Below are 18,389 nucleotides of genomic sequence, written 5' to 3'. Positions count from 1 at the left end.
GACAAGATCAGAGCGAATAGGGTTTTCACGGGTTCGATTTTTCCGCGCATGTCGTGGCAGTGTACGGAGCTTTCATGTCGAACATTCTTCGAGCCTTGCTCACGATATCGGTTCTCGCCCTGCCATCTGTCGGACAGGCGCAGCCCGTCTCGGGCGGTCGCGCCAACCTGATCGTTCAGCCGGAACCACCCAGCCTGATGCTCGGTCTCGTGACCAACGCGCCGACGCAGCTCGTGGCCGGGCAGATCTACGAAGGATTGCTGCGCTACGACGACAAGCTCAAGCCGTTGCCGTCCCTCGCGAAGAGCTGGGATATCTCCCCTGACGGACTGCGTTACACGTTCCACCTCAATCAAGGCGTGACGTGGCACGATGGAAAGCCATTCAGCTCCGCGGATGTCCTGTTCTCGGTCAACGAATTCCTGATGAAGACGCAGCCGCGTCACAGGAACACGATGACCCGTGTGGCCGATGTCGGTGCGCCGGACGATCACACGGTGGTCTTCACCCTCAAGGAGCCCTTCGAGCCCTTCATCCGCAGCTTCGCCTTCTGGGTGATGCCGATGGTGCCCAAACATATCTACGCGGGTACCGACTACGCCTCCAACCCGGCGAACGACAGGCCGATCGGCACCGGGCCGTTCAAGTTCGAGAGCTGGCGGAAGGGGAGCGCGATCCACCTCGTGAAGAACGAGGCTTACTATCTCGCGGGCAAGCCGTATCTTCAGGACATCTACTATCACGTCATCCCGGACGGCGCCTCGCGCGCCGTTGCCTACGAGACCGGCAAGGTCGACGTGCTGCCGGGCGGGTCGGTCGAGAATTTCGACGTGCCGCGGCTGACGGCCCTGAAGAACACCTGCGTCTCGCAGAAGGGTCAGGAGTTCGACTCGCCCCTGTCGTTTCTCTGGCTCAACAACCGGAAGCCGCCGATGAACGACGTGCGGTTCCGCCAGGCGGTCATGTACGCCATGGACCGGCAGTTCGCCCTCGACGTCCTGTGGAACGGGATCGGCAAGGTCGCCACCGGTCCGATCGCCGGGACGACGCCGTTCTACAAGTCCGTCCAGCCGCAGTATCCGCACGATCCGAAGAAGGCGAAGGCGCTGCTCGCCGAGATGCACTACGACGGCAAGCCGCTGAAGCTGCTGCCGCTTCCCTACGGCGAGACGTGGCAGCGCTGGGCGGAGGCGGTGAAGCAGAATCTCGGCGAGGTCGGCATCCCCGTCGAGATCCAGGCCACCGACGTGGCGGGCTGGAACCAGCGCGTGTCCCAATGGGACTACGACATGGCCTTCACCTTCCTGTTCCAGAACGGCGACCCGGCCCTCGGCGTCGAGCGGAACTACATCACCTCGCAGATCTCCAAGGGCAATCCCTGGAACAACGTCGAGGGTTACTCGAACCCGACCGTGGACGCGCTGTTCGCCAAGGCGGCGCTGGCGACGCCGGCCGAGAAGCGCCAGGATCTCTACGACGAGGTCCAGAAGGCGGTTCAGGCCGACGTGCCCGTGGCGTGGCTGCTCGATCTGCGCTTCCCGGTCATCTACCGGTGCAACGTCCAGGACCTGATCACCACCGCCAACGGTCTCAACGACTCGCTGCGCGACGCGTGGATCAAGCGCTGACGGCGCCGGACCGGCCCGCACGACGCCTCATCCAGCGGCCCCGATCGCGGGGCCCCGTCCGACCCCGAGCCGCCGGCCGTTCCGGCGGGGCTCCCGCGCGCGGAGGACCACACCCGTCATGCCCCGCTTCATCGCCTCGCGCCTGGGCAAGATGGCGCTCATCCTGGTCGGGATCGTCATCCTCAACTTCGCGCTCATCCACGCGGCGCCGGGGGATCCGGCCTCGGTGATGGCGGGCGAGGCCGGCGATGCCGACGCCGCCTTCCTGCAGCAGTTGCGCGAGCGCTTCGGCCTCGATCGGCCGCTCCCGATCCAGCTCCTGACCTACCTCGCGAACGTCCTGCGGCTCGACTTCGGCTATTCCTACCGCCAGGGCATGCCGGTGATCGACCTGATCGCCGACCGGCTGCCCGCCACCCTGCTCCTGTCGGGCTCGGCCTTCCTGATCTCCCTCGTCCTCGGCGTGGCGGCCGGGGCGCTGGCGGCCTCGCGCCAGGGCAAGATCTCCGACTCCGTCATCTCGACCCTCGCCCTTCTCTTCTACGCCACGCCGCTGTTCTGGCTGGCGCTGATGGCGGTGCTGCTGTTCTCGGTGCAGCTCGGGTGGTTTCCCGGCTTCGGCTACGAGAGCGTCGGCTCCGGCTATAGCGGCCTCGAACGGGCGGCCGATATCCTTCATCACCTCGTCCTGCCGGCCCTGACGCTCGGCCTGTTCTTCATGGCGGTCTACGCCCGCATGACCCGGGCCTCCGTGCTGGAGGTGAGCCGCCTCGATTTCGTGCGGACCGCCCGCGCCAAGGGTTTGCGCCCCCGCGTCGTGCTGGTCCGCCACATCCTGCGCAACGCCATCCTCCCGGTCGTGACACTGGCGGGCCTCCAGGCGGGGCAACTCGTCGGCGGCGCCGTGCTGATCGAGACCGTCTTCGCGTGGCCGGGCATCGGCCGGCTGATGTTCGAGGCCCTCGAGCAGCGCGACTACAACCTCCTCCTCGGTATCTTCGTCGTCTCCGCCGCGATGGTGCTGGCCTTCAACCTCATCACCGACATCCTCTACCGGCTGGTGGATCCCCGTATCGGAGCTGCGGCATGACGGCGTTCTGGGCCCGATACGCCCGCAACCGCGGCGCGGTGGTGGGAATCGTCATCCTCGTCCTGGTGCTCGTCCTGGCGATCGCGGCGCCGGCGCTCTACCCGCGCTCCCCCTGGGCGATGGTGCAGCGCCCGTTCCTGCCGCCCTTCACCAACGGCGGCTACCCGCTGGGCACCGACACGATGGGCCGGGATATCGCCTCCGCGGTGGCCCACGGGGCCGGGGTGTCGCTGCTGGTCGGCTTCGTCTCGACCCTCGCGGCCCTGCTGATCGGCATCCCGATCGGGGCCGTCGCGGGCTACTTCGGTGGCCGGGTCGACGACCTGCTGATGCGCTTCACCGAGTTCTTCCAGAGCGTGCCGAACTTCGCCCTCGCGGTGGTGCTGGTGGCGATCTTCCGGCCGAGCCTCGTCTCGATCGTCACGGCCATCGCGATTGTGAGCTGGCCGCCGGTGGCCCGGCTCCTGCGCGGCGAGGTGATGGCGCTGCGCGGGCGGGAATTCGTGCAGGCCGCGGTGCTGTCGGGCCAGCGCAGCGGCCCGATCATCCTGCGGCAGATCCTGCCCAACACGCTCTCGCCGGTCATCGTCCTCGGCACCATGATGGTGGCGGCCGCCATCCTGCTGGAGAGCGCCCTGTCGTTCATGGGGCTCGGCGACCCCAACATCATGTCGTGGGGCTACGTCATCGGCGCCGGGCGCACGGTGATCCGGCAGGCGTGGTGGGTGAGCCTCTTTCCCGGCGTCGCGATCCTCCTGACGGTGCTCGCCCTGAACCTCGTCGGCGAGGGGCTGAACGACGCCCTCAACCCGCGCCTGTCGCGCAGGACGCGATGAGGGGCGCAGCCATGACCGTCGCCCCCCGAAACCACGCGCCCCAAAACCACGCCCCCGGCGAGCCGGTCCTCGTCGTCGAGAAGCTCGCCGTCGCCCTGCCGTCCGGCGCGGACCGCCCCTACGCCGTCGACCGGGTCAGCCTCACGCTGAGGGCCGGCGAGATCCTCTGCATCGTCGGCGAGAGCGGCTCGGGCAAGTCGATGTCGGCCAACGCCGCGATGGGCCTTCTGCCGGAGACGGTGCGGCTGGTCGGCGGCCGGATCCTCCTCGGCGGGACCGACCTGCTCACCCTCGACGAGGCGGAGCTCTACGCGGTGCGCGGGCGGCGCATCGCGATGATCTTCCAGGAGCCGATGACGGCCCTCAACCCGCTGATGCGGATCGAGGCGCAGATCGCCGAGGTCTTCGCCGCGCACGGCCTGCTGACGCCCCGGACGCGCCGGAGCCGGGCCCTCGAACTGCTGGCCGAGGTCGGCCTGCCCGACCCGGCGCGCGCCGCCGCCGCGTACCCGTTCCAGCTTTCGGGCGGCCAGCGGCAGCGCGTGATGATCGCTATGGCGCTGGCCCTCGAACCGCAGGTGCTGATCGCCGACGAGCCGACCACGGCCCTCGACGTCACCACGCAGGCGCAGATCCTGCGCCTGATCCGCGATCTCCAGGCCCGGCGCGGCATGGCGGTGATGTTCATCACCCACGATTTCGGCGTGGTCGCCGAGATCGCCGACCGGGTGGCGGTGATGCAGCACGGCCGGATCGTCGAGGAGGGCCGCGCCGCGGACGTCCTCGAGCGGCCGCAGCACCCCTATACCGCCAAGCTGATCGCCGCGATCCCCGACATGGAGGCCGGGGCCGGCCGGGCGGCGCGGGCGGCGCCTCGGGACTCGGTCCTCGACGTCGAGGGTCTGACCAAGAGCTACACGCTCGGCGGCGGCCTGTTCCGGGCGCCCCGGACGGTCGCGGCGGTGCGCGACGTCACGTTCACCCTCGGCCGCGGCGAGACCCTGGGCATCGTCGGCGAGAGCGGATCGGGCAAGTCCTCGGTGGGGCGGTGCCTCGTGCGGCTCCAGGACCCGGACGGGGGACGGGTGCGCCTCGGCGGCATCGACATGGCCGGCCTGTCGGGCGAGGCCCTGCGGCAGGCGCGGCGGCGGATCCAGATGGTCTTCCAGGATCCCTACGGTTCGCTGAACCCGCGGGTGCGCGTCGGGCGGGCCATCGCCGACGGCCCGATCGCCTACGGCGAGGATGTCGGGACCGCCCTGAAGGCCGCGTCCGCGCTCCTCGAGCGCGTCGGCCTCGATGCGTCGGCGGTGGACCGCTACCCCCACGAGTTCTCCGGGGGGCAGCGCCAGCGCATCGGCATCGCCCGGGCCCTGGCGCTCAAGCCGGAGATCATCGTGGCCGACGAGGCGGTCAGCGCCCTCGACGTCTCGATCCAGGCCCAGATCCTCGACCTCCTCGACGAATTGAAGCGGGAGCTGCACCTCTCGCTCCTGTTCATCACCCACGACCTGCGGGTGGCGGCCAAGATCTGCGACCGCGTGATGGTGATGGAGAAGGGCGCCGTCGTGGAGATCGGGCCGGGGCCCGAGATCTTCTCGAACCCGCGCGAGCCCTACACGCGCAGCCTCGTGGCGGCGATCCCCGGCCGCAGACCGCGCACGACGCCGCCGGAGGCGCCCGCTTCCGCGCCCTCTGCCTCCGTCTCCCTCGCCTCCGTTTCCCTTGCCCCCGTTCCCCTTCCGGCCGCGATCAGGACACCCGTCTGATGACCTTCATGCCCAACTCCGTCGAGGCGCGCGACATCGCCTACCAGCTCCATCCGCTGGTCGACCTGCGCAACTACGACAAGACCGGTGCGCTCGTGATCGAGCGGGGGGAGGGGATCTACGTCTACGACAATGCCGGCCGGCGCTACATCGAGGGGCTGGCGGGTCTCTGGTCGGTCGCCGTGGGCTTCGGCGAGCGGCGCCTGTCGGACGCCGCCAAGCGGCAGATGGACCAGCTCTCGTACTACCACATCTTCGCGCACAAGACGCACGGCCCCTCGGTCGACCTCGCCGAGAAGCTGATCAGCCTGGCGCCGGTCCCGATGTCGAAGGTGCACTTCACCTCCTCCGGGTCCGAGGCCAACGACCTCGTCGTCAAGCTGGCGTGGTACCGCTCGAACGCGCTGGGCAAGCCGGAGAAGAAGAAGATCATCGGCCGCCTGAAGGGCTATCACGGCGTCACCATCGCGGCTGGCTCGATCACCGGCCTTCCGCGCAACCACGAGAGCTTCGACCTGCCGCTCGACCGGATGCGGCACGTCTCCTGCCCCGACTACGCGGGGTCGGCCCTGCCGGGCGAGAGCGAGGCCGCGTTCTCCCGACGCATGGCGGACGAGCTCGAGAAGCTGATCCTGGCCGAGGGGCCGGACACCGTGGCGGCCTTCTTCGGCGAGCCGGTGATGGCCTCGGGCGGGGTCTACGTCCCGCCGGAGAACTACTGGGCGGAGATCCAGGCGGTGCTGCGCCGCTACGACGTGCTGCTGGTGGCCGATGAGGTGATCTGCGGCTTTGGGCGCACGGGGGCGATGTTCGGCTGCGAGACCTTCGGCATCGAGCCGGACGTGATGGTGCTCTCGAAGCAGATCTCCTCCTCGTACATGCCCCTCTCGGCGATCCTGATGAACGCGAACTTCTACGAGCCGATCGCCGACGAATCCGCCCGGCTCGGCGTGCTCGGCCACGGCTACACGGCCTCGGGCCATCCCGTCGCCACCGCGGTGGGCCTGGAGAACATCCGGATCATCGAGGAGCGCGACCTCGTGGGGAATTGCCGGCGCCTGAGCCCGCTCTTCCTCGAGCGGCTGGCGGGGCTCGCCGAGCATCCCCTGGTGAAGACGTGGCGCGGCGTCGGCCTGATCGGGGCCCTCGAGCTGAAGCCCGCGACGGCACCCGGCGCGAAGCCCGGCGCGGCCGGTGCCGCGATCCAGGCCGCCGCCCTCGAACAGGGGGTGATCGCCCGCGCCATCGGCGATTCCCTGTGCTTCTGCCCGCCGCTGATCATCACCGCGGAGCAGATCGGCGCGATGTTCGACGCCGTCGGCCGTGCCCTCGACACGATCGCCGCGTGAGCCCGATGGACCAGATCCGCACGACGGGCCGGACCGATCTCGGCGCGATGGACGCGGTGGAACTCGGGGCGCTGTTCGCGTCCGGCCGGGCCTCGCCGGTCGAGGCCGCGCAGGCGGCGCTGGCACGCATCGAGCGGTTCAACCCGCAGGTGAATGCCTTCGCGTATGTCGCGCCCGACCTCGCAATCGAGGCCGCGCGGGCCTCGGAGGCGCGCTGGGCGAAGGGCGAGGCCCTCGGCCCGATCGACGGGGTGCCGACGACGATCAAGGAACTGACCGCCGTCAAGGGCATCCCGTGGCGGCGGGGCTCGAAGCTCACCGGCGAGGCCCCGGCCACCGACGAGATCCTGGTGATGCGGCGCCTGCGCGCCGCCGGGGCAGTCATCCTCGGCACGACCACGTCGCCGGAATTCGGCTGGAAGGGCGTGACCCACGGCCCGGCCTTCGGCAACACCGTCAATCCCTGGGGCACCGATCGGGCCTCGGGGGGCTCCTCGGGCGGGGCCGGCGTCGCCGCCGCCCTGAACATGGGCGTGCTGCACGAGGGATCCGACGGGGCGGGCTCGATCCGCATCCCGTCGTCGTTCTGCGGCGTCTTCGGGATCAAGCCGACCTTCGGCTGGCTGGCCACCGACGCGCCGACGCCGCTGCGGGACATGGCCCATCGCGGCCCGCTCACCCGGATGGTGGCGGATTCCGCCCTGTTCCTGAACGCCGTCACGGGCCCGTCCCCGGACGGCCTGTACGGCGACTGCCCGAGCCCCGTCCCGGACTGGACGGGGGCCGCCCGCGGCGGCGTCGCGGGCCTGCGCATCGGCTACAGCCGGACCTTCGGCTACGCCCGCGTCGATCCCGAGGTCGCCGCCGCGGTGGACCGGGCCGCCGCCCGCCTCGCCGCGATGGGCGCCGTCGTCGAGGAGGCCGATCCCGGCTTCGCCTCGCCCCTGGAGGCGCTGCGGGTGATCTGGTTCTCCGCCATGGCGGTCCTCGTGGATCGCTTCGCCCCCACCGAGACGGATCGCGCGCGCATGGATCCCGGATTCGTCGCCGTCGCCGAGATCGGGCGCCGCACCAGCGCGGCGGACCTCCTGGCGGCGGAGCAGGTCCGGGCCGAGCTGAAGGTCACGATGGCGCGCTTCCACGCGCGCTACGACCTGCTCCTCTCCCCGACCATGCCGGTCACCGCGATCCCGGCGGGCATCGACTTCCCCGAGGGGAAGGGCATGACCGACTGGACCGACTGGAGCCCCTTCACCTACCCGTTCAACATGACCGGCCAGGCCGCACTCTCGGTGCCCTGCGGCTTCGATTCGGGCGGCCTGCCGATCGGGCTGCAGATGGTCGCCGCCCGGTTCCGGGACGACCTCGTCCTGCGGGCCGCCGCGGCCTACCAAGCCGCCTACCCGGAGGCGTTCCCGGACGCCCCTGTGGTCCGGCCCGCCTGAGGGCGCAGGGCGCGCCGGTCTCGAAGCACCTGTCTGGATCCCCGATGTCCCATCCCACGATCGACGCCCCCGAGAGCGGCATCGGCGCCGGCCTGTCGGTCGTGGCCGAGCCGGTCGATGCCCGCACCGCCGAGGGCATCGCCGCCGCGCATTACGGCATCGCCGGCGTGGCGTCGTGGCTCGCCGGGGAGAAGGATTCGAACTTTCGCCTCGATGCGGGGGCGGGGATCGCCTACTTCCTGAAGATCCTGAGCCCCGGCGAGGATCCCGCGGTGTCCCGCCTGCACAGCAACGCCCTGATCCACGTCGCGCGGGCCGCGCCGGACCTGCCGCTGCCGCGCATCGTGCCGACCCGCGCGGGCGAGCCCGACGCGCGCATCACCGTCGCGCCGGAGGATCTCCGCACCGTGCGGCTCACCACCTTCACCCCGGGGCGCTCGCAGGCCGCCGGCCCCCGGACCGACGGGCAGCGCCGGGCGGCCGGGGCGCTGCTGGCCCGCCTCCAGGGTGCGCTTGAGGGCTTCACGGACCCGGCGGCGGACCACGTCTCCTCCTGGGACCTGCGGCATGCCGGGCGGCTGCGCGCCGTGCTCGACGTCTTCCCCGAGGGCGGGCAGCGCGACCGCCTCGCCGGCATCCTCGACGCGTTCGCCGCGCGGATCGTACCCGCCCTGCCGGACCTGCCGCATCAGGTGGTCCACAACGACCTCGGCGGCGACAACATCCTCGTCGATCCCGACGATCCGGACCGGATCACCGGGGTGATCGATTTCGGCGACATGGTCCGCACGGCCCGGATGTTCGACGTGGCGATCGCGGCGGCCTACCAGCTCGGCCTCGATGCCCATCCCCTCGGGCCGGCCCTGGCCTTCCTGCGGGGCTACGCCTCGGTCGCGAGGTTGTCGGAGGCCGAGGTCGCGCTGCTGCCGACGGCGATCCGGACGCGGATGGCCCTGCGCCTCCTGATCCCGGAATGGCGCGCCCGCCGCTTCCCCGAGCGCCGGGACTACCTCACCCGCAACAGCGCCGGCGTCTGGGAGCAGTTCCGGCACCTCGACGACCTGGCGCCGGAGGCGATGGATGCGGCGATCGCCGAGGCCTGTCGTTCCTGAGGCCACGCCATGACCGCGTCTTCCACGTCCGCCCCGGCCGCTTCCGCCGAGGCCCTGATCGCCCGGCGCCGCGACCTCCTCGGCGCCTCGTACCGGCTCTTCTACGAGCGGCCGGTCCACATCGTGCGCGGCGAGGATGTCTGGCTGTACGACGCCGACGGGCGCCGCTACCTCGACGCCTACAACAACGTGCCCTGCGTCGGCCATTGCCACCCGCGGGTGGTGGAGGCGGTGACGCGCCAGATGGCCACCCTCAACACCCACACCCGCTACCTGCACGAGGCGGTGCTCGACTACTCCGAGCGGCTGCTGTCCACCTATCCGGCCGCCTTCGGCCACGTCATGTACACCTGCACGGGGTCCGAGGCGGTGGACCTCGCCCTGCGGATCGCGCGCTACCAGACCGGCGGCACCGGTCTGGTGATCACGCGGAACGCCTATCACGGGACCACCGAGGCCACGGCGGGGATCTCCCCGTCGCTCGGCCTGGCCGTCCCCCTCGGCCGCGATGTCTGGACGGTGCCGGCGCCGGACGCCTACCGGAATCCCGGCGTCGACGTCGGCGCGCGGCTGGCCGAGGACGTTCGGGCGGCCTTCGCCGACATGCGCCGCCACGGCGTGCGGCCCGCGGCGTTCATCGCCGACGGCATCTTCTCGACGGACGGGACCCTGGCCGAGCCCGCCGGCTTCCTCCGGCCGGCCCGGGAGGCGGTGCGGGAGGCCGGCGCGCTCTACATCGCCGACGAGGTGCAGCCGGGCTTCGGCCGGACCGGGGCAGGCATGTGGGGCTTCGCCCGCCACGGCATCGTTCCCGACATGGCCGTGATGGGCAAGCCGATGGGCAATGGCCTGCCCATCGCGGGGGTCGCGATGCAGCCCGAGGTGGCGGAACGGTTCGGCCGGGACGTGCGCTACTTCAACACTTTCGGCGCCAACACCGTCTCGATCGCGGCGGCCGGCGCGGTGCTCGACATCCTGGCGGATCAGGACCTGGTGGCGAAGGCCGCCGCCACCGGCGGCCTGATGCTGGAGGGGATGCGGGCGCTGATGGCGCGGATCCCGGCGATCGGCGACGTGCGGGGGGCGGGCCTGTTCCTCGGCCTCGACCTCGTCGCCTGCCGCGAGAGCCGCGCCCCCGATACGGCGCTGGCGAAGCGGGTCGTCAACGCTTTGCGCGAGGAGGGCGTCCTGATCAGCGCGTCCGGCCCCCACGACAACGTGCTGAAGATCCGCCCGCCGCTGACGTTCTCCGCCGAGCACGCCGCGCTCTTCCTTGAGGTCCTGGGAAAAACCCTGGACGGTGCGGCCTGACAAAAAGAACGAGAGACCTGGCAGGAGACGACCCATGCATCCGGCGGAAGCCCTGGATCCGAGTCCGACGGCGGGATCGGCCCTGCGCGCCGATCTGCCGAAGGCGGCGCGGGTCTACGCGACCCTGCGCGAGGCCATCATCGCCATGCAGCTGAAGCCGGGCACGCGCCTCGTGGAGAAGGATCTCTGCGACGAGCTCGGCGTGTCGCGCACGCCCCTGCGCGACGCGATCCTGAGGCTCGCGCAGCAGCGGCTGGTGACGGTGGTCCCGAGCGACGCCACCTTCGTCAACAAGATCATCCTGGACGAGGTGATCGAGGGCCAGCTCGTGCGCGAGAGCTTGGAGCTGCGGATGGTGGCCCTGGCGGCCGAGCGCTTCGAACCCGCCCGCCAATCCGCCTTCGAACTCGTCCTCTTCCGCGAGGCGGACGCGGCGCGGCGCGGCGACAACGCCGAGTCGTTCGCCCTCGACAACGATTTCCACCGGCTCCTGTGCGCCTGCGCGGGCTTTCCCCGCGTCTGGGACACGATCCACCTCGCCACCGGCCAGCTGGACCGGGTGCGGCGCAACGCCTTCCCGCTGCAGAACTATCACGTGGAGGTGCTCGACGAGCACCGGGCGATCTTCGAGGCGCTCTGCCGGCGGGACGCGGAGCATGCGGTCTCGCTCCTGCGCACACATCTGGGCGGGACGCTGAACTCGTTGCGGATCCTGCTCGCCCGGGAGCCCGATTTCGTCGCGTTCGACCCCGCCTCGCCGGCCTTCGCGCTGCTGAGGCGATCCGAGCAGGCCGGGGACGCTGCGCCGCCCGGAGGGGCCGAAGGATCGCCGAGGCGGCGCGCCCGGCGCAGCGTCGGGGACCGCCGAACTGCGCCGGGAGCCGTGTAGGGCGATGGTGATCCCCGTCGTTCTCAAGACCGTTCCGGAGCACGCCCGCGTCTGGCACCGCGTGTTCGCCCAGGAGGCGCCGGAGCTGAGCCTGGTCGACTGGGCGCACGGCACGCGGTTTCCCGGCGTGAGCGCCTTCGCCGGTTGGCAGCCGCCCGCGGACTTGGCCGAGCAGATGCCCGACCTGCGCCTCGTGTTCTCCGTCGGCGCCGGGATCGATCACCTGCCGCTCGATGCCCTGCCGGAGCCCGTGCACATCGTCCGCATGGTCGCCCCCGACGTGACGCGCTCCATGGTCGAGTATGTCACGCTCGGCGTGCTGGCTCTGCACCGGGACCTCGTTCCTTACGCGAGCGAGACCCGTCGGGGCATCTGGAAGCCGCGGGCGATCCGCACGGCCCGGACCACCCAGGTCGGAATCCTCGGCCTGGGCGTGCTCGGGAGCGCGGCGGCCGCGGCCCTGGCCGGGTTCGGCTTCCAAGTTCGCGGCTGGGCGAGAAGCCCCAAGACGCTGGACGGCGTCACGTGCTTCGCCGGCCGTTCGGCGCTCCCGGATTTCCTGTCCGGCTGCAACATCCTCGTGTGCCTGCTGCCCCTGACGCCGGAAACGCGCGGACTGCTCGACGGAGACCTGTTCCGGCATCTGCCGGCCGGGGCCGCGCTCCTGAATGCAGGGCGCGGTGCTCATGTCGTCGAGCGCGACCTGATCGCGGCGTTGGACACGGGCCAGCTCGGGGCTGCCATTCTCGACGTGCTGTCGGAGGAACCGCCGCCCGCGGATCATCCGCTCCTCGGCCACCCGCGGATCCTCGTGACTCCTCACAGCGCCAGCGCGAGCCAGCCGGACGATGCGGCGCGTCAGATGATTGCGGCGGTTCGAGCCCTTCGCGACGGGCAGCCGCTGCTCAACCGCGTTGACCGTCGCCGCGGTTTCTGAGCGCCGTCGACGATTTCCGGATCAAACCGGTCCGGCCGACGTCCGCTCCGTGCGGCGCGGAGAATCGGGCGGCGGGGTGCGGCGGCCCGAGTTCCTGTAACGTTGTCATCCTCTGGGGCACGTTCGGGAACAGGCACGTTCGGTGCTGTTTGCGGCTTATCCGGGGGCGCGTCTTCGACGAGGTCTCGCGCGCAACTTCTATCTCACCGCGCTGCATTGACGATCACAGGACCCGGAGAGTCTCCGGTTCAGTCCGGCTCACAGCCTACGCCAGCGAAGAACTTGGCGCGAAGTTCTAGCGGCGGCTTTCACCCCCCGCTCGCGCAGATCCCGACTGCAGGGCCGTCCCATCGGTCGTTCCTCACCCGGAGCGTCCGATGAATCAGCCCGTGACCTCTGTGTGGACCCAGCCGTAGCGACCCAGCGCAGACCGAAAACGCTCGTGCGCCTCGTTTAGCCGAAAAGCTCGCATCTGCGAGCACGCTTCAACGCGATCGTCGCTGTCGGATCTCTCTACCGGTCTGAGCTCATGACCTCATCCGTCTCGCCGATGAGTCCCCTCAATATTTCAATCAAATCCGCCGCTCGATATGGCTTTTGCAGCAGAGCGAAGCCGATCGTGTCCTGGTTTTCTTTCAGATAGCCTGACGACAGCAGGATCTGTATCTTTGGCCACCGCTGGCGAACCAAGTGTCCGAGGTCTATTCCGGTCATCGCCCCGGGCATGTTCACGTCGCTGAAGACGAGCGCGATATCCGGAACACTCTGCAGCATGTCGACGGCCTCGGCTCCGTCAGTCGCGCTCAAAACCTTGAAGGCAAGCGCCTCGAGCGTCGAGACAACAGTGGAGCGAACGTCGGCGTCGTCCTCGACGACGAGCACGGCCCTGCCAGCGCCGTCTAGCGGGTCCGGCACTCCCCTGGTCGCGTGCGGGTGCGCATGCTCCGGCGTGAAGTGACCTTTGACGATTTCAGGTAACGTGATGACGAACCGCGTGCCCTGGTCCGGATTGCTATTGACGGTGATGGTTCCGCCGCTCTGCTGCACGAAGCCGTAGACCATGCTCAGACCCAGGCCGGTGCCTTTGCCGGTCTCCTTCGTCGTGAAGAAGGGTTCGAACACGCGGGCCAGGACGCCCGGCGACATCCCCGTTCCCGTGTCGGTGACCGTGATCTCCACGCAGCGGACCGGCTCGATTCCGTCCTGTACACCGGGCTCGCCACGCCTGATGGAAATGCTCAACGTACCTCCGTTCGGCATCGCGTCCCGCGCATTGACAGCGAGATTGATGAGAGCGGCTTCGAACTGGGCATGATCGACGCAGACTTCCGGCAGGTTCTCCTCCAGCTTCGCCGAGATCGTGATTTGCTCGCCGAGCGTGCGCTCGAGCAGCTTGACCAGGCCAGGGATGAAGCTCGTGAAGTCCAGCGCTCTCGGCTGGAGCGGAGAGCGCCGGGAGAAGGCCAGCAGCCGGCTGGTGAGCTCTGCGCAGCGATGCGCTCCCTCGATGGCACTCTCGACGCGGCGGAGCGCCTTCTCGTTCCCCTGGAGCGAGCCCTTCATCAGGTCGAGATTGCCGATCACGATGCTCAACATGTTGTTGAAGTCGTGGGCGATCCCGCCGGTCAGACGGCCGACGGCCTCGAGCTTCGAGGCGTGCTGCAAGCTGAGCTCGAGCTCCTTGCGCTCGGTCACGTCGAACCACATGCCGAAGAGCTCGACCCCCGTGCCGCTCTCATCGCGGTTGACCGCGATCTGGTCGAGGATGTGCCGCTCCGTGCCGTCCGCGTTGCGCCAGCGATATTCCAGAGCCACGGCACCGACCTCGGAGACGGTGCGCAGATCCGCCAGCACGCGGTTCCGGTCTTCCGCTTCGAGGCGGGACTCCCAGAGGCTGGATCCGGCAAAAGCCTCGCGCGAGAAGCCGGTGATGCGCTCGATGCTGTCGTTGGTGAAGTGGAGCCGCCGGTCTTCCACGCCGAGCGGTGAGGTGTAGAGCGCGATGGGAAGGCCGCGCAGCACGGCGGCCTGATGCTCCGCCTGCCTGCGCAGCGCCTGCTCGGCCTCGAGCTTCTCGCCGCGCACGCGCAGGTTCTCCAGGAGCAGCTGCTTCTCAGCCGCCGCCTTGCGCTTGATCTCTTCGGTCTTGCGGTACAGGTCGACGAAGACGTCGACCTTCGACTTCAAGACGAGAGGTTGGATGGGCTTGAACACATAGTCCACCGCTCCGGCCGAGTAGCCGCGGAAGATGTGCATGTCGTCCTTGTTGTGCGCCGTGAGGAACAGGATCGGGACGCGCGACGTGCGCGAGCGGCTGCGGATGAGCGCGGCCACCTCGTAGCCATCCATGCGCGGCATCTGCACGTCGAGCAGGATCACGGCGAAATCCTCCCGGAGGGCCCGGCGCAGGGCTTCCTCCGGGGAGTTTGCCAGGACCATGTCGATTGCCGGATCAGCGAGGATCTCCGAAGCGGCGAGCAGATTGCGCTGATCGTCGTCGACGATCAGGATTTTCGCTCGGACTGCATCCGGAGTAGCGAGCCCGGCAAGCTGTTCGGCGGCGGCAGCGGCACCAGTCGGACGGAACTCCAGCCGGTCCGTCATTGTGTTTGCCGTTCAAGGCCCTGTGCGCCGCTCACCGGCGCGGCGCTGTCTACGACCTCACCACGCCTCGCCAATTGCACGCGCAGCACGGCGAGGAGTTGGTCCATGTCGATCGGCTTCGACACGTAATCGGACGCGCCCGCGTCGAGGCATTTCTCGCGGTCGCCTTTCATGGCCTTCGCGGTCACCGCGATGAGCGGCAGGCTTCGGAAGGCAGACTGAGCCCGAATCGCCCGCATCGTCTCGTAGCCGTCCATCCCGGGCATCATGATGTCGATCAACATCGCGTCGATGTTCGGGTTGGTCTGGAGCAGCGCGATGCCGTCCTGGCCGTTCTCCGCAAACAGGACTTCCAGCCCGTGCTGCTCGAGGGCGCTCGTCAGCGAGAAGATGTTGCGCAGGTCGTCGTCGACCAGGATGACGCGACATCCCTGGAGAGACTCCACGTCTTTCCGCTCGACGCGGATCTGCTCGTCGGGCGGAACGCTGGCGATGGCGCGATGCAGGAACAGGGCGGTCTCGTCGAGGAGCCGCTCGGACGAGCGCGTGTCCTTGAGGATGATCGTCGAGGCGGAATGCTTGAGCTGCTGCTCCTCGGGAGCCGTGAGTTCCCGGCCGGTATAGACGATGATCGGCAGTTCCTCGCCCTCCTGCGTGGCCCTGATCCGCTCGATCAGCTCGGAACCGCCGATATCGGGCAGGCCGAGATCGATGATCGCGCAGTCGAACCGGCCGCCGGTCAGGGCTTCCAGCGCGGCCGTGGCCGTACCGACCCCGAAGATCTTGACGTCCTCCTCGTCGAGCAACGCCGTGATGCTGGCGCGCTGGTTCTCGTCGTCCTCGACCAGCAGGAGGTTGCGCACCGGCCGCGTGATGAACTCCTTCGAGCGCTCCAGGGCCCGCATCAGTCCCTCGCGCTCGACGGGCTTCTCCAGGAAGCCGAAGGCGCCCGCGCGCAGCCCGCGCTTCTTCTCGTCGTTGACCGAGATGACGTGGATCGGGATGTGCCGGGTGCGCGCATCGTTCTTCAGGAGGTCGAGCAGGGCCCAGCCGTCCATGTCGGGCAGGCCGATATCGAGGGTGATGGCGTGCGGCTTGAAGCGGTGGGCGAGGCTCAGCGCGCCGGCGCCATCCTGCGCGATCAGACCCTTGAACCCGCGCTCGCGCGCCAGTTCCAGCAGCACCGAGGCGAACATCGCGTCGTCCTCCACGATGAGCACGATATGGTCGCCCGGATGGATGGCATGACGGTCATCCGCCGAGGCCGAGAGCGCCATCGCGGCGTTCGGCTGCCGGCCCATCAGCGCCGACGTTCCGTTCCCCTCGGATGTCTCCGCCCCGCGCGTCGTGACCGCCTGCACAGGCGGTTCGAAGGGCAGGAACAGGGTGAAGGTGCTGCCCGAACCGACGCGGCTCTCGACCACGATCTCGCCGCCCAGCAGACGGGCGATCTCGCGGCTGATCGCCAAGCCGAGGCCGGTGCCACCGTATTTGCGGCTCGTGGTCCCGTCGGCCTGCTGGAAGGCCTCGAAGATGATGCGCTGCTTGTCCTCGGCGATGCCGATGCCGGTATCGGTCACCGACAGGGCCAGCCACTGGCTCCCGGCGCGCAGCGGTGACCCCTCCGCGGAGCCGATCCTCAGGGAAACGCTGCCCTTCTCGGTGAACTTGAAGGCGTTGGAGAGGAGGTTCCGGAGAACCTGCTGCAGGCGCTTGGAGTCCGTGCGCACCGCGCGCGGCAGGCCCGGCTCGACGTCGATCACGAAGGCGAGGTGGCGCTCCTCGGCGAGCTGCCGGAAGGTCCTGTTGAGGTTCTCGACGAGGTCCTGCAGCGTCACGTCGCCGATCTCGAGCGACACGGTCCCGGACTCGATCTTGGAGAGGTCGAGGATGTCGTTGATGAGCGACAGGAGATCGGTCCCGGCCGCGTTGATGGTCTTGGCGAATTCCCGCTGCTTCTCGGTGAGGTTCCCGTCCCGGTTCTCGGAGAGAAGCTTCGAGAGGATCAGCAGGCTGTTGAGCGGCGTGCGCAGCTCGTGGCTCATATTGGCCAGGAACTGCGACTTGTAGCGCGAGGTCAGGCTCAGCTGCTCGGCCTTCTCCTCCAGGGCCGTCTTGGCGATGGAGACCTCGCGGTTCTTGCCTTCGACCTCGCGCTTCTGGATCTCGAGGAGGCGGGCCTTCTCCTCCAGCTCCTCGTTGGTCTGCTGCAGGCGCTCGCGCTGGCTCTTCAGAAGATCCTCGGATTGCTGCAGCGAGGCGGCCTGGAGTTCCAGGCGATCGTTCGTCTTCTTGAGTTCCTCCTGCCGGCTCTGCAACTCGCCGGTCAGGAGCTGCGACTGCTTGAGCAGCCCCTCCGTCCGCATGTTGGCGGCGATCGTGTTGAGCACGATGCCGATCGACTCGGTCAGCTGATCGAGGAAGGATTGATGCGTCTCGCTGAACCGGTTGAACGAGGCCAGCTCGATCACCGCCCGGACCTCCTGCTCGAACAGGACCGGCAGCACGATGATGTTGAGCGGCGGCGCCTCGCCGAGGGCCGAGCCGATGGTGATGTAGTCGCCGGGCACGTGGGTGAGGAGGATGCGCTTCTTCTCGAAGGCGCATTGGCCCACGAGGCCCTGGCGGAGGCGGTACCGGTTCGAGAGGTTCTTGCGCTCCGTGAAGGCGTAGCTCGCCATCAGATCGAGGACGGGCTCCCCGCCCTCGTCCTCCACCATGTAGAACACGCCGCGCTGGGCGTTCACGAGCGATGCGATCTCGGACAGGATCAGGTTCGACACGGTGGCGAGGTCGCGCTCGCCCTGCAGCATGCGGGTGAACTTGGCGAGGTTGGTCTTCAGCCAATCTTGCTCGGCGTTCTTGAGCGTCGTGTCCCGCAGGTTGCGGATCATCTCGTTGATGTTGTCCTTCAGCGAGGCCACCTCTCCGGAGGCCTCGACCGAGATCGAGCGCGCGAGATCGCCCTTCGTCACCGCGGTCGCGACTTCGGCGATGGCGCGGACCTGGGTCGTCAGGTTCGCGGCGAGCTGGTTCACGTTGTCGGTGAGATCGCGCCACAGGCCCGCGGCACCCGGCACCCGGGCCTGACCGCCGAGCTTGCCCTCGACACCCACCTCGCGGGCCACATTGGTGACCTGATCGGCGAAGGTGGCGAGCGTCTCGATCATCTCGTTGACCGTGTCGGCCAGGGCGGCGATCTCGCCCTTGGCATCCACCGAGAGTTTCCGCTTGAGGTCGCCCTGCGCCACGGCCGTGACGACGTCCGCGATGCCGCGCACCTGACCGGTGAGGTTGGCGGCCATCATGTTCACGTTGTCGGTCAGGTCTTTCCAGGTCCCGCCGACGCCGCGGACCTGGGCCTGACCACCCAGTTTGCCCTCCGAACCGACCTCGCGGGCGACGCGCGTCACCTCCGA

12 protein-coding genes are annotated in these 18,389 nt (G+C 69.2%); 10 read left to right on the top strand and 2 right to left on the bottom strand.

The features are described from left to right. Positions 1-74: 74 nt before the first annotated feature. The 10 genes from ME121_RS02550 (at position 75) to ME121_RS02505 (ending at position 12,366) form a co-directional block, all read left to right on the top strand. Complete coding sequence (locus ME121_RS02550) at positions 75-1,628, top strand: ABC transporter substrate-binding protein (RefSeq protein ID WP_059408296.1); 1,554 nt, start codon at positions 75-77, stop codon at positions 1,626-1,628. A 118-nt stretch (positions 1,629-1,746) separates the two neighbouring features. Further along, a complete protein-coding gene (locus tag ME121_RS02545; RefSeq protein WP_024829453.1) occupies positions 1,747-2,718 on the top strand; it encodes an ABC transporter permease in 972 nt (323 codons plus the stop codon). Further along, a complete protein-coding gene (locus ME121_RS02540) occupies positions 2,715-3,554 on the top strand; it encodes an ABC transporter permease (RefSeq protein WP_012320163.1) in 840 nt (279 codons plus the stop codon). Before ME121_RS02545 ends, ME121_RS02540 begins: the two co-directional genes overlap by 4 nt. A gap of 11 nt (positions 3,555-3,565) precedes the next feature. Further along, positions 3,566-5,323, top strand: a complete 1,758-nt coding sequence (locus ME121_RS02535; RefSeq protein WP_059408295.1) for an ABC transporter ATP-binding protein — start codon at positions 3,566-3,568, stop codon at positions 5,321-5,323. Beyond that, positions 5,323-6,672: an aspartate aminotransferase family protein gene (locus ME121_RS02530; protein WP_053621046.1), complete on the top strand. Its 1,350-nt coding sequence runs from the start codon at positions 5,323-5,325 to the stop codon at positions 6,670-6,672. The genes ME121_RS02535 and ME121_RS02530 overlap by 1 nt, the downstream gene beginning before the upstream one ends. Before the next feature lie 5 nt (positions 6,673-6,677). After that, positions 6,678-8,117 (top strand): amidase, encoded by a 1,440-nt coding sequence (locus ME121_RS02525; protein ID WP_179239940.1) that lies wholly within the window; start codon positions 6,678-6,680, stop codon positions 8,115-8,117. 44 nt (positions 8,118-8,161) lie between these two features. Beyond that, complete coding sequence (locus ME121_RS02520) at positions 8,162-9,229, top strand: phosphotransferase (protein WP_059408294.1); 1,068 nt, start codon at positions 8,162-8,164, stop codon at positions 9,227-9,229. A gap of 9 nt (positions 9,230-9,238) precedes the next feature. Next, positions 9,239-10,540 (top strand): aspartate aminotransferase family protein, encoded by a 1,302-nt coding sequence (locus ME121_RS02515; protein WP_059408293.1) that lies wholly within the window; start codon positions 9,239-9,241, stop codon positions 10,538-10,540. Between the two features lie 34 nt (positions 10,541-10,574). Beyond that, positions 10,575-11,429, top strand: coding sequence for a GntR family transcriptional regulator (locus ME121_RS02510; protein WP_059408292.1), 855 nt, complete (start codon positions 10,575-10,577; stop codon positions 11,427-11,429). A gap of 4 nt (positions 11,430-11,433) precedes the next feature. Further along, positions 11,434-12,366, top strand: coding sequence for a 2-hydroxyacid dehydrogenase (locus tag ME121_RS02505; protein WP_012320156.1), 933 nt, complete (start codon positions 11,434-11,436; stop codon positions 12,364-12,366). Between the two features lie 513 nt (positions 12,367-12,879). On the opposite strand, the gene ME121_RS02500 is transcribed toward ME121_RS02505, so the two are convergent. Further along, positions 12,880-14,970 carry a response regulator gene (locus ME121_RS02500; protein ID WP_059408291.1) on the bottom strand — a complete coding sequence of 697 codons (2,091 nt, stop codon included), beginning with the start codon at positions 14,968-14,970 and terminating at the stop codon, positions 12,880-12,882. After that, positions 14,967-18,389, bottom strand: a 3,423-nt coding sequence (locus tag ME121_RS02495; protein ID WP_491892819.1) for a response regulator, incomplete at its 5' end; no start/stop codon positions are given. The genes ME121_RS02500 and ME121_RS02495, both read right to left, overlap by 4 nt.

Source organism: Methylobacterium sp. ME121, assembly GCF_000974725.1.
GTDB lineage: Bacteria > Pseudomonadota > Alphaproteobacteria > Rhizobiales > Beijerinckiaceae > Methylobacterium > Methylobacterium radiotolerans.
The sequence above is the reverse complement of the archived record's forward strand: the minus strand, read 5'-3'. Positions and strand labels throughout refer to the sequence as shown.

Coding starts and splice junctions, on each gene's coding strand:
- ME121_RS02545 (WP_024829453.1), top strand. CDS start 1,747: ATGCCCCGCTTCATCGCCTCGCGCCTGGGCAAGATGGCGCTCATCCTG.
- ME121_RS02535 (WP_059408295.1), top strand. CDS start 3,566: ATGACCGTCGCCCCCCGAAACCACGCGCCCCAAAACCACGCCCCCGGC.
- ME121_RS02515 (WP_059408293.1), top strand. CDS start 9,239: ATGACCGCGTCTTCCACGTCCGCCCCGGCCGCTTCCGCCGAGGCCCTG.
- ME121_RS02505 (WP_012320156.1), top strand. CDS start 11,434: ATGGTGATCCCCGTCGTTCTCAAGACCGTTCCGGAGCACGCCCGCGTC.
- ME121_RS02510 (WP_059408292.1), top strand. CDS start 10,575: ATGCATCCGGCGGAAGCCCTGGATCCGAGTCCGACGGCGGGATCGGCC.
- ME121_RS02525 (WP_179239940.1), top strand. CDS start 6,678: ATGGACCAGATCCGCACGACGGGCCGGACCGATCTCGGCGCGATGGAC.
- ME121_RS02530 (WP_053621046.1), top strand. CDS start 5,323: ATGACCTTCATGCCCAACTCCGTCGAGGCGCGCGACATCGCCTACCAG.
- ME121_RS02550 (WP_059408296.1), top strand. CDS start 75: ATGTCGAACATTCTTCGAGCCTTGCTCACGATATCGGTTCTCGCCCTG.
- ME121_RS02500 (WP_059408291.1), bottom strand. CDS start 14,970: ATGACGGACCGGCTGGAGTTCCGTCCGACTGGTGCCGCTGCCGCCGCC.
- ME121_RS02540 (WP_012320163.1), top strand. CDS start 2,715: ATGACGGCGTTCTGGGCCCGATACGCCCGCAACCGCGGCGCGGTGGTG.
- ME121_RS02520 (WP_059408294.1), top strand. CDS start 8,162: ATGTCCCATCCCACGATCGACGCCCCCGAGAGCGGCATCGGCGCCGGC.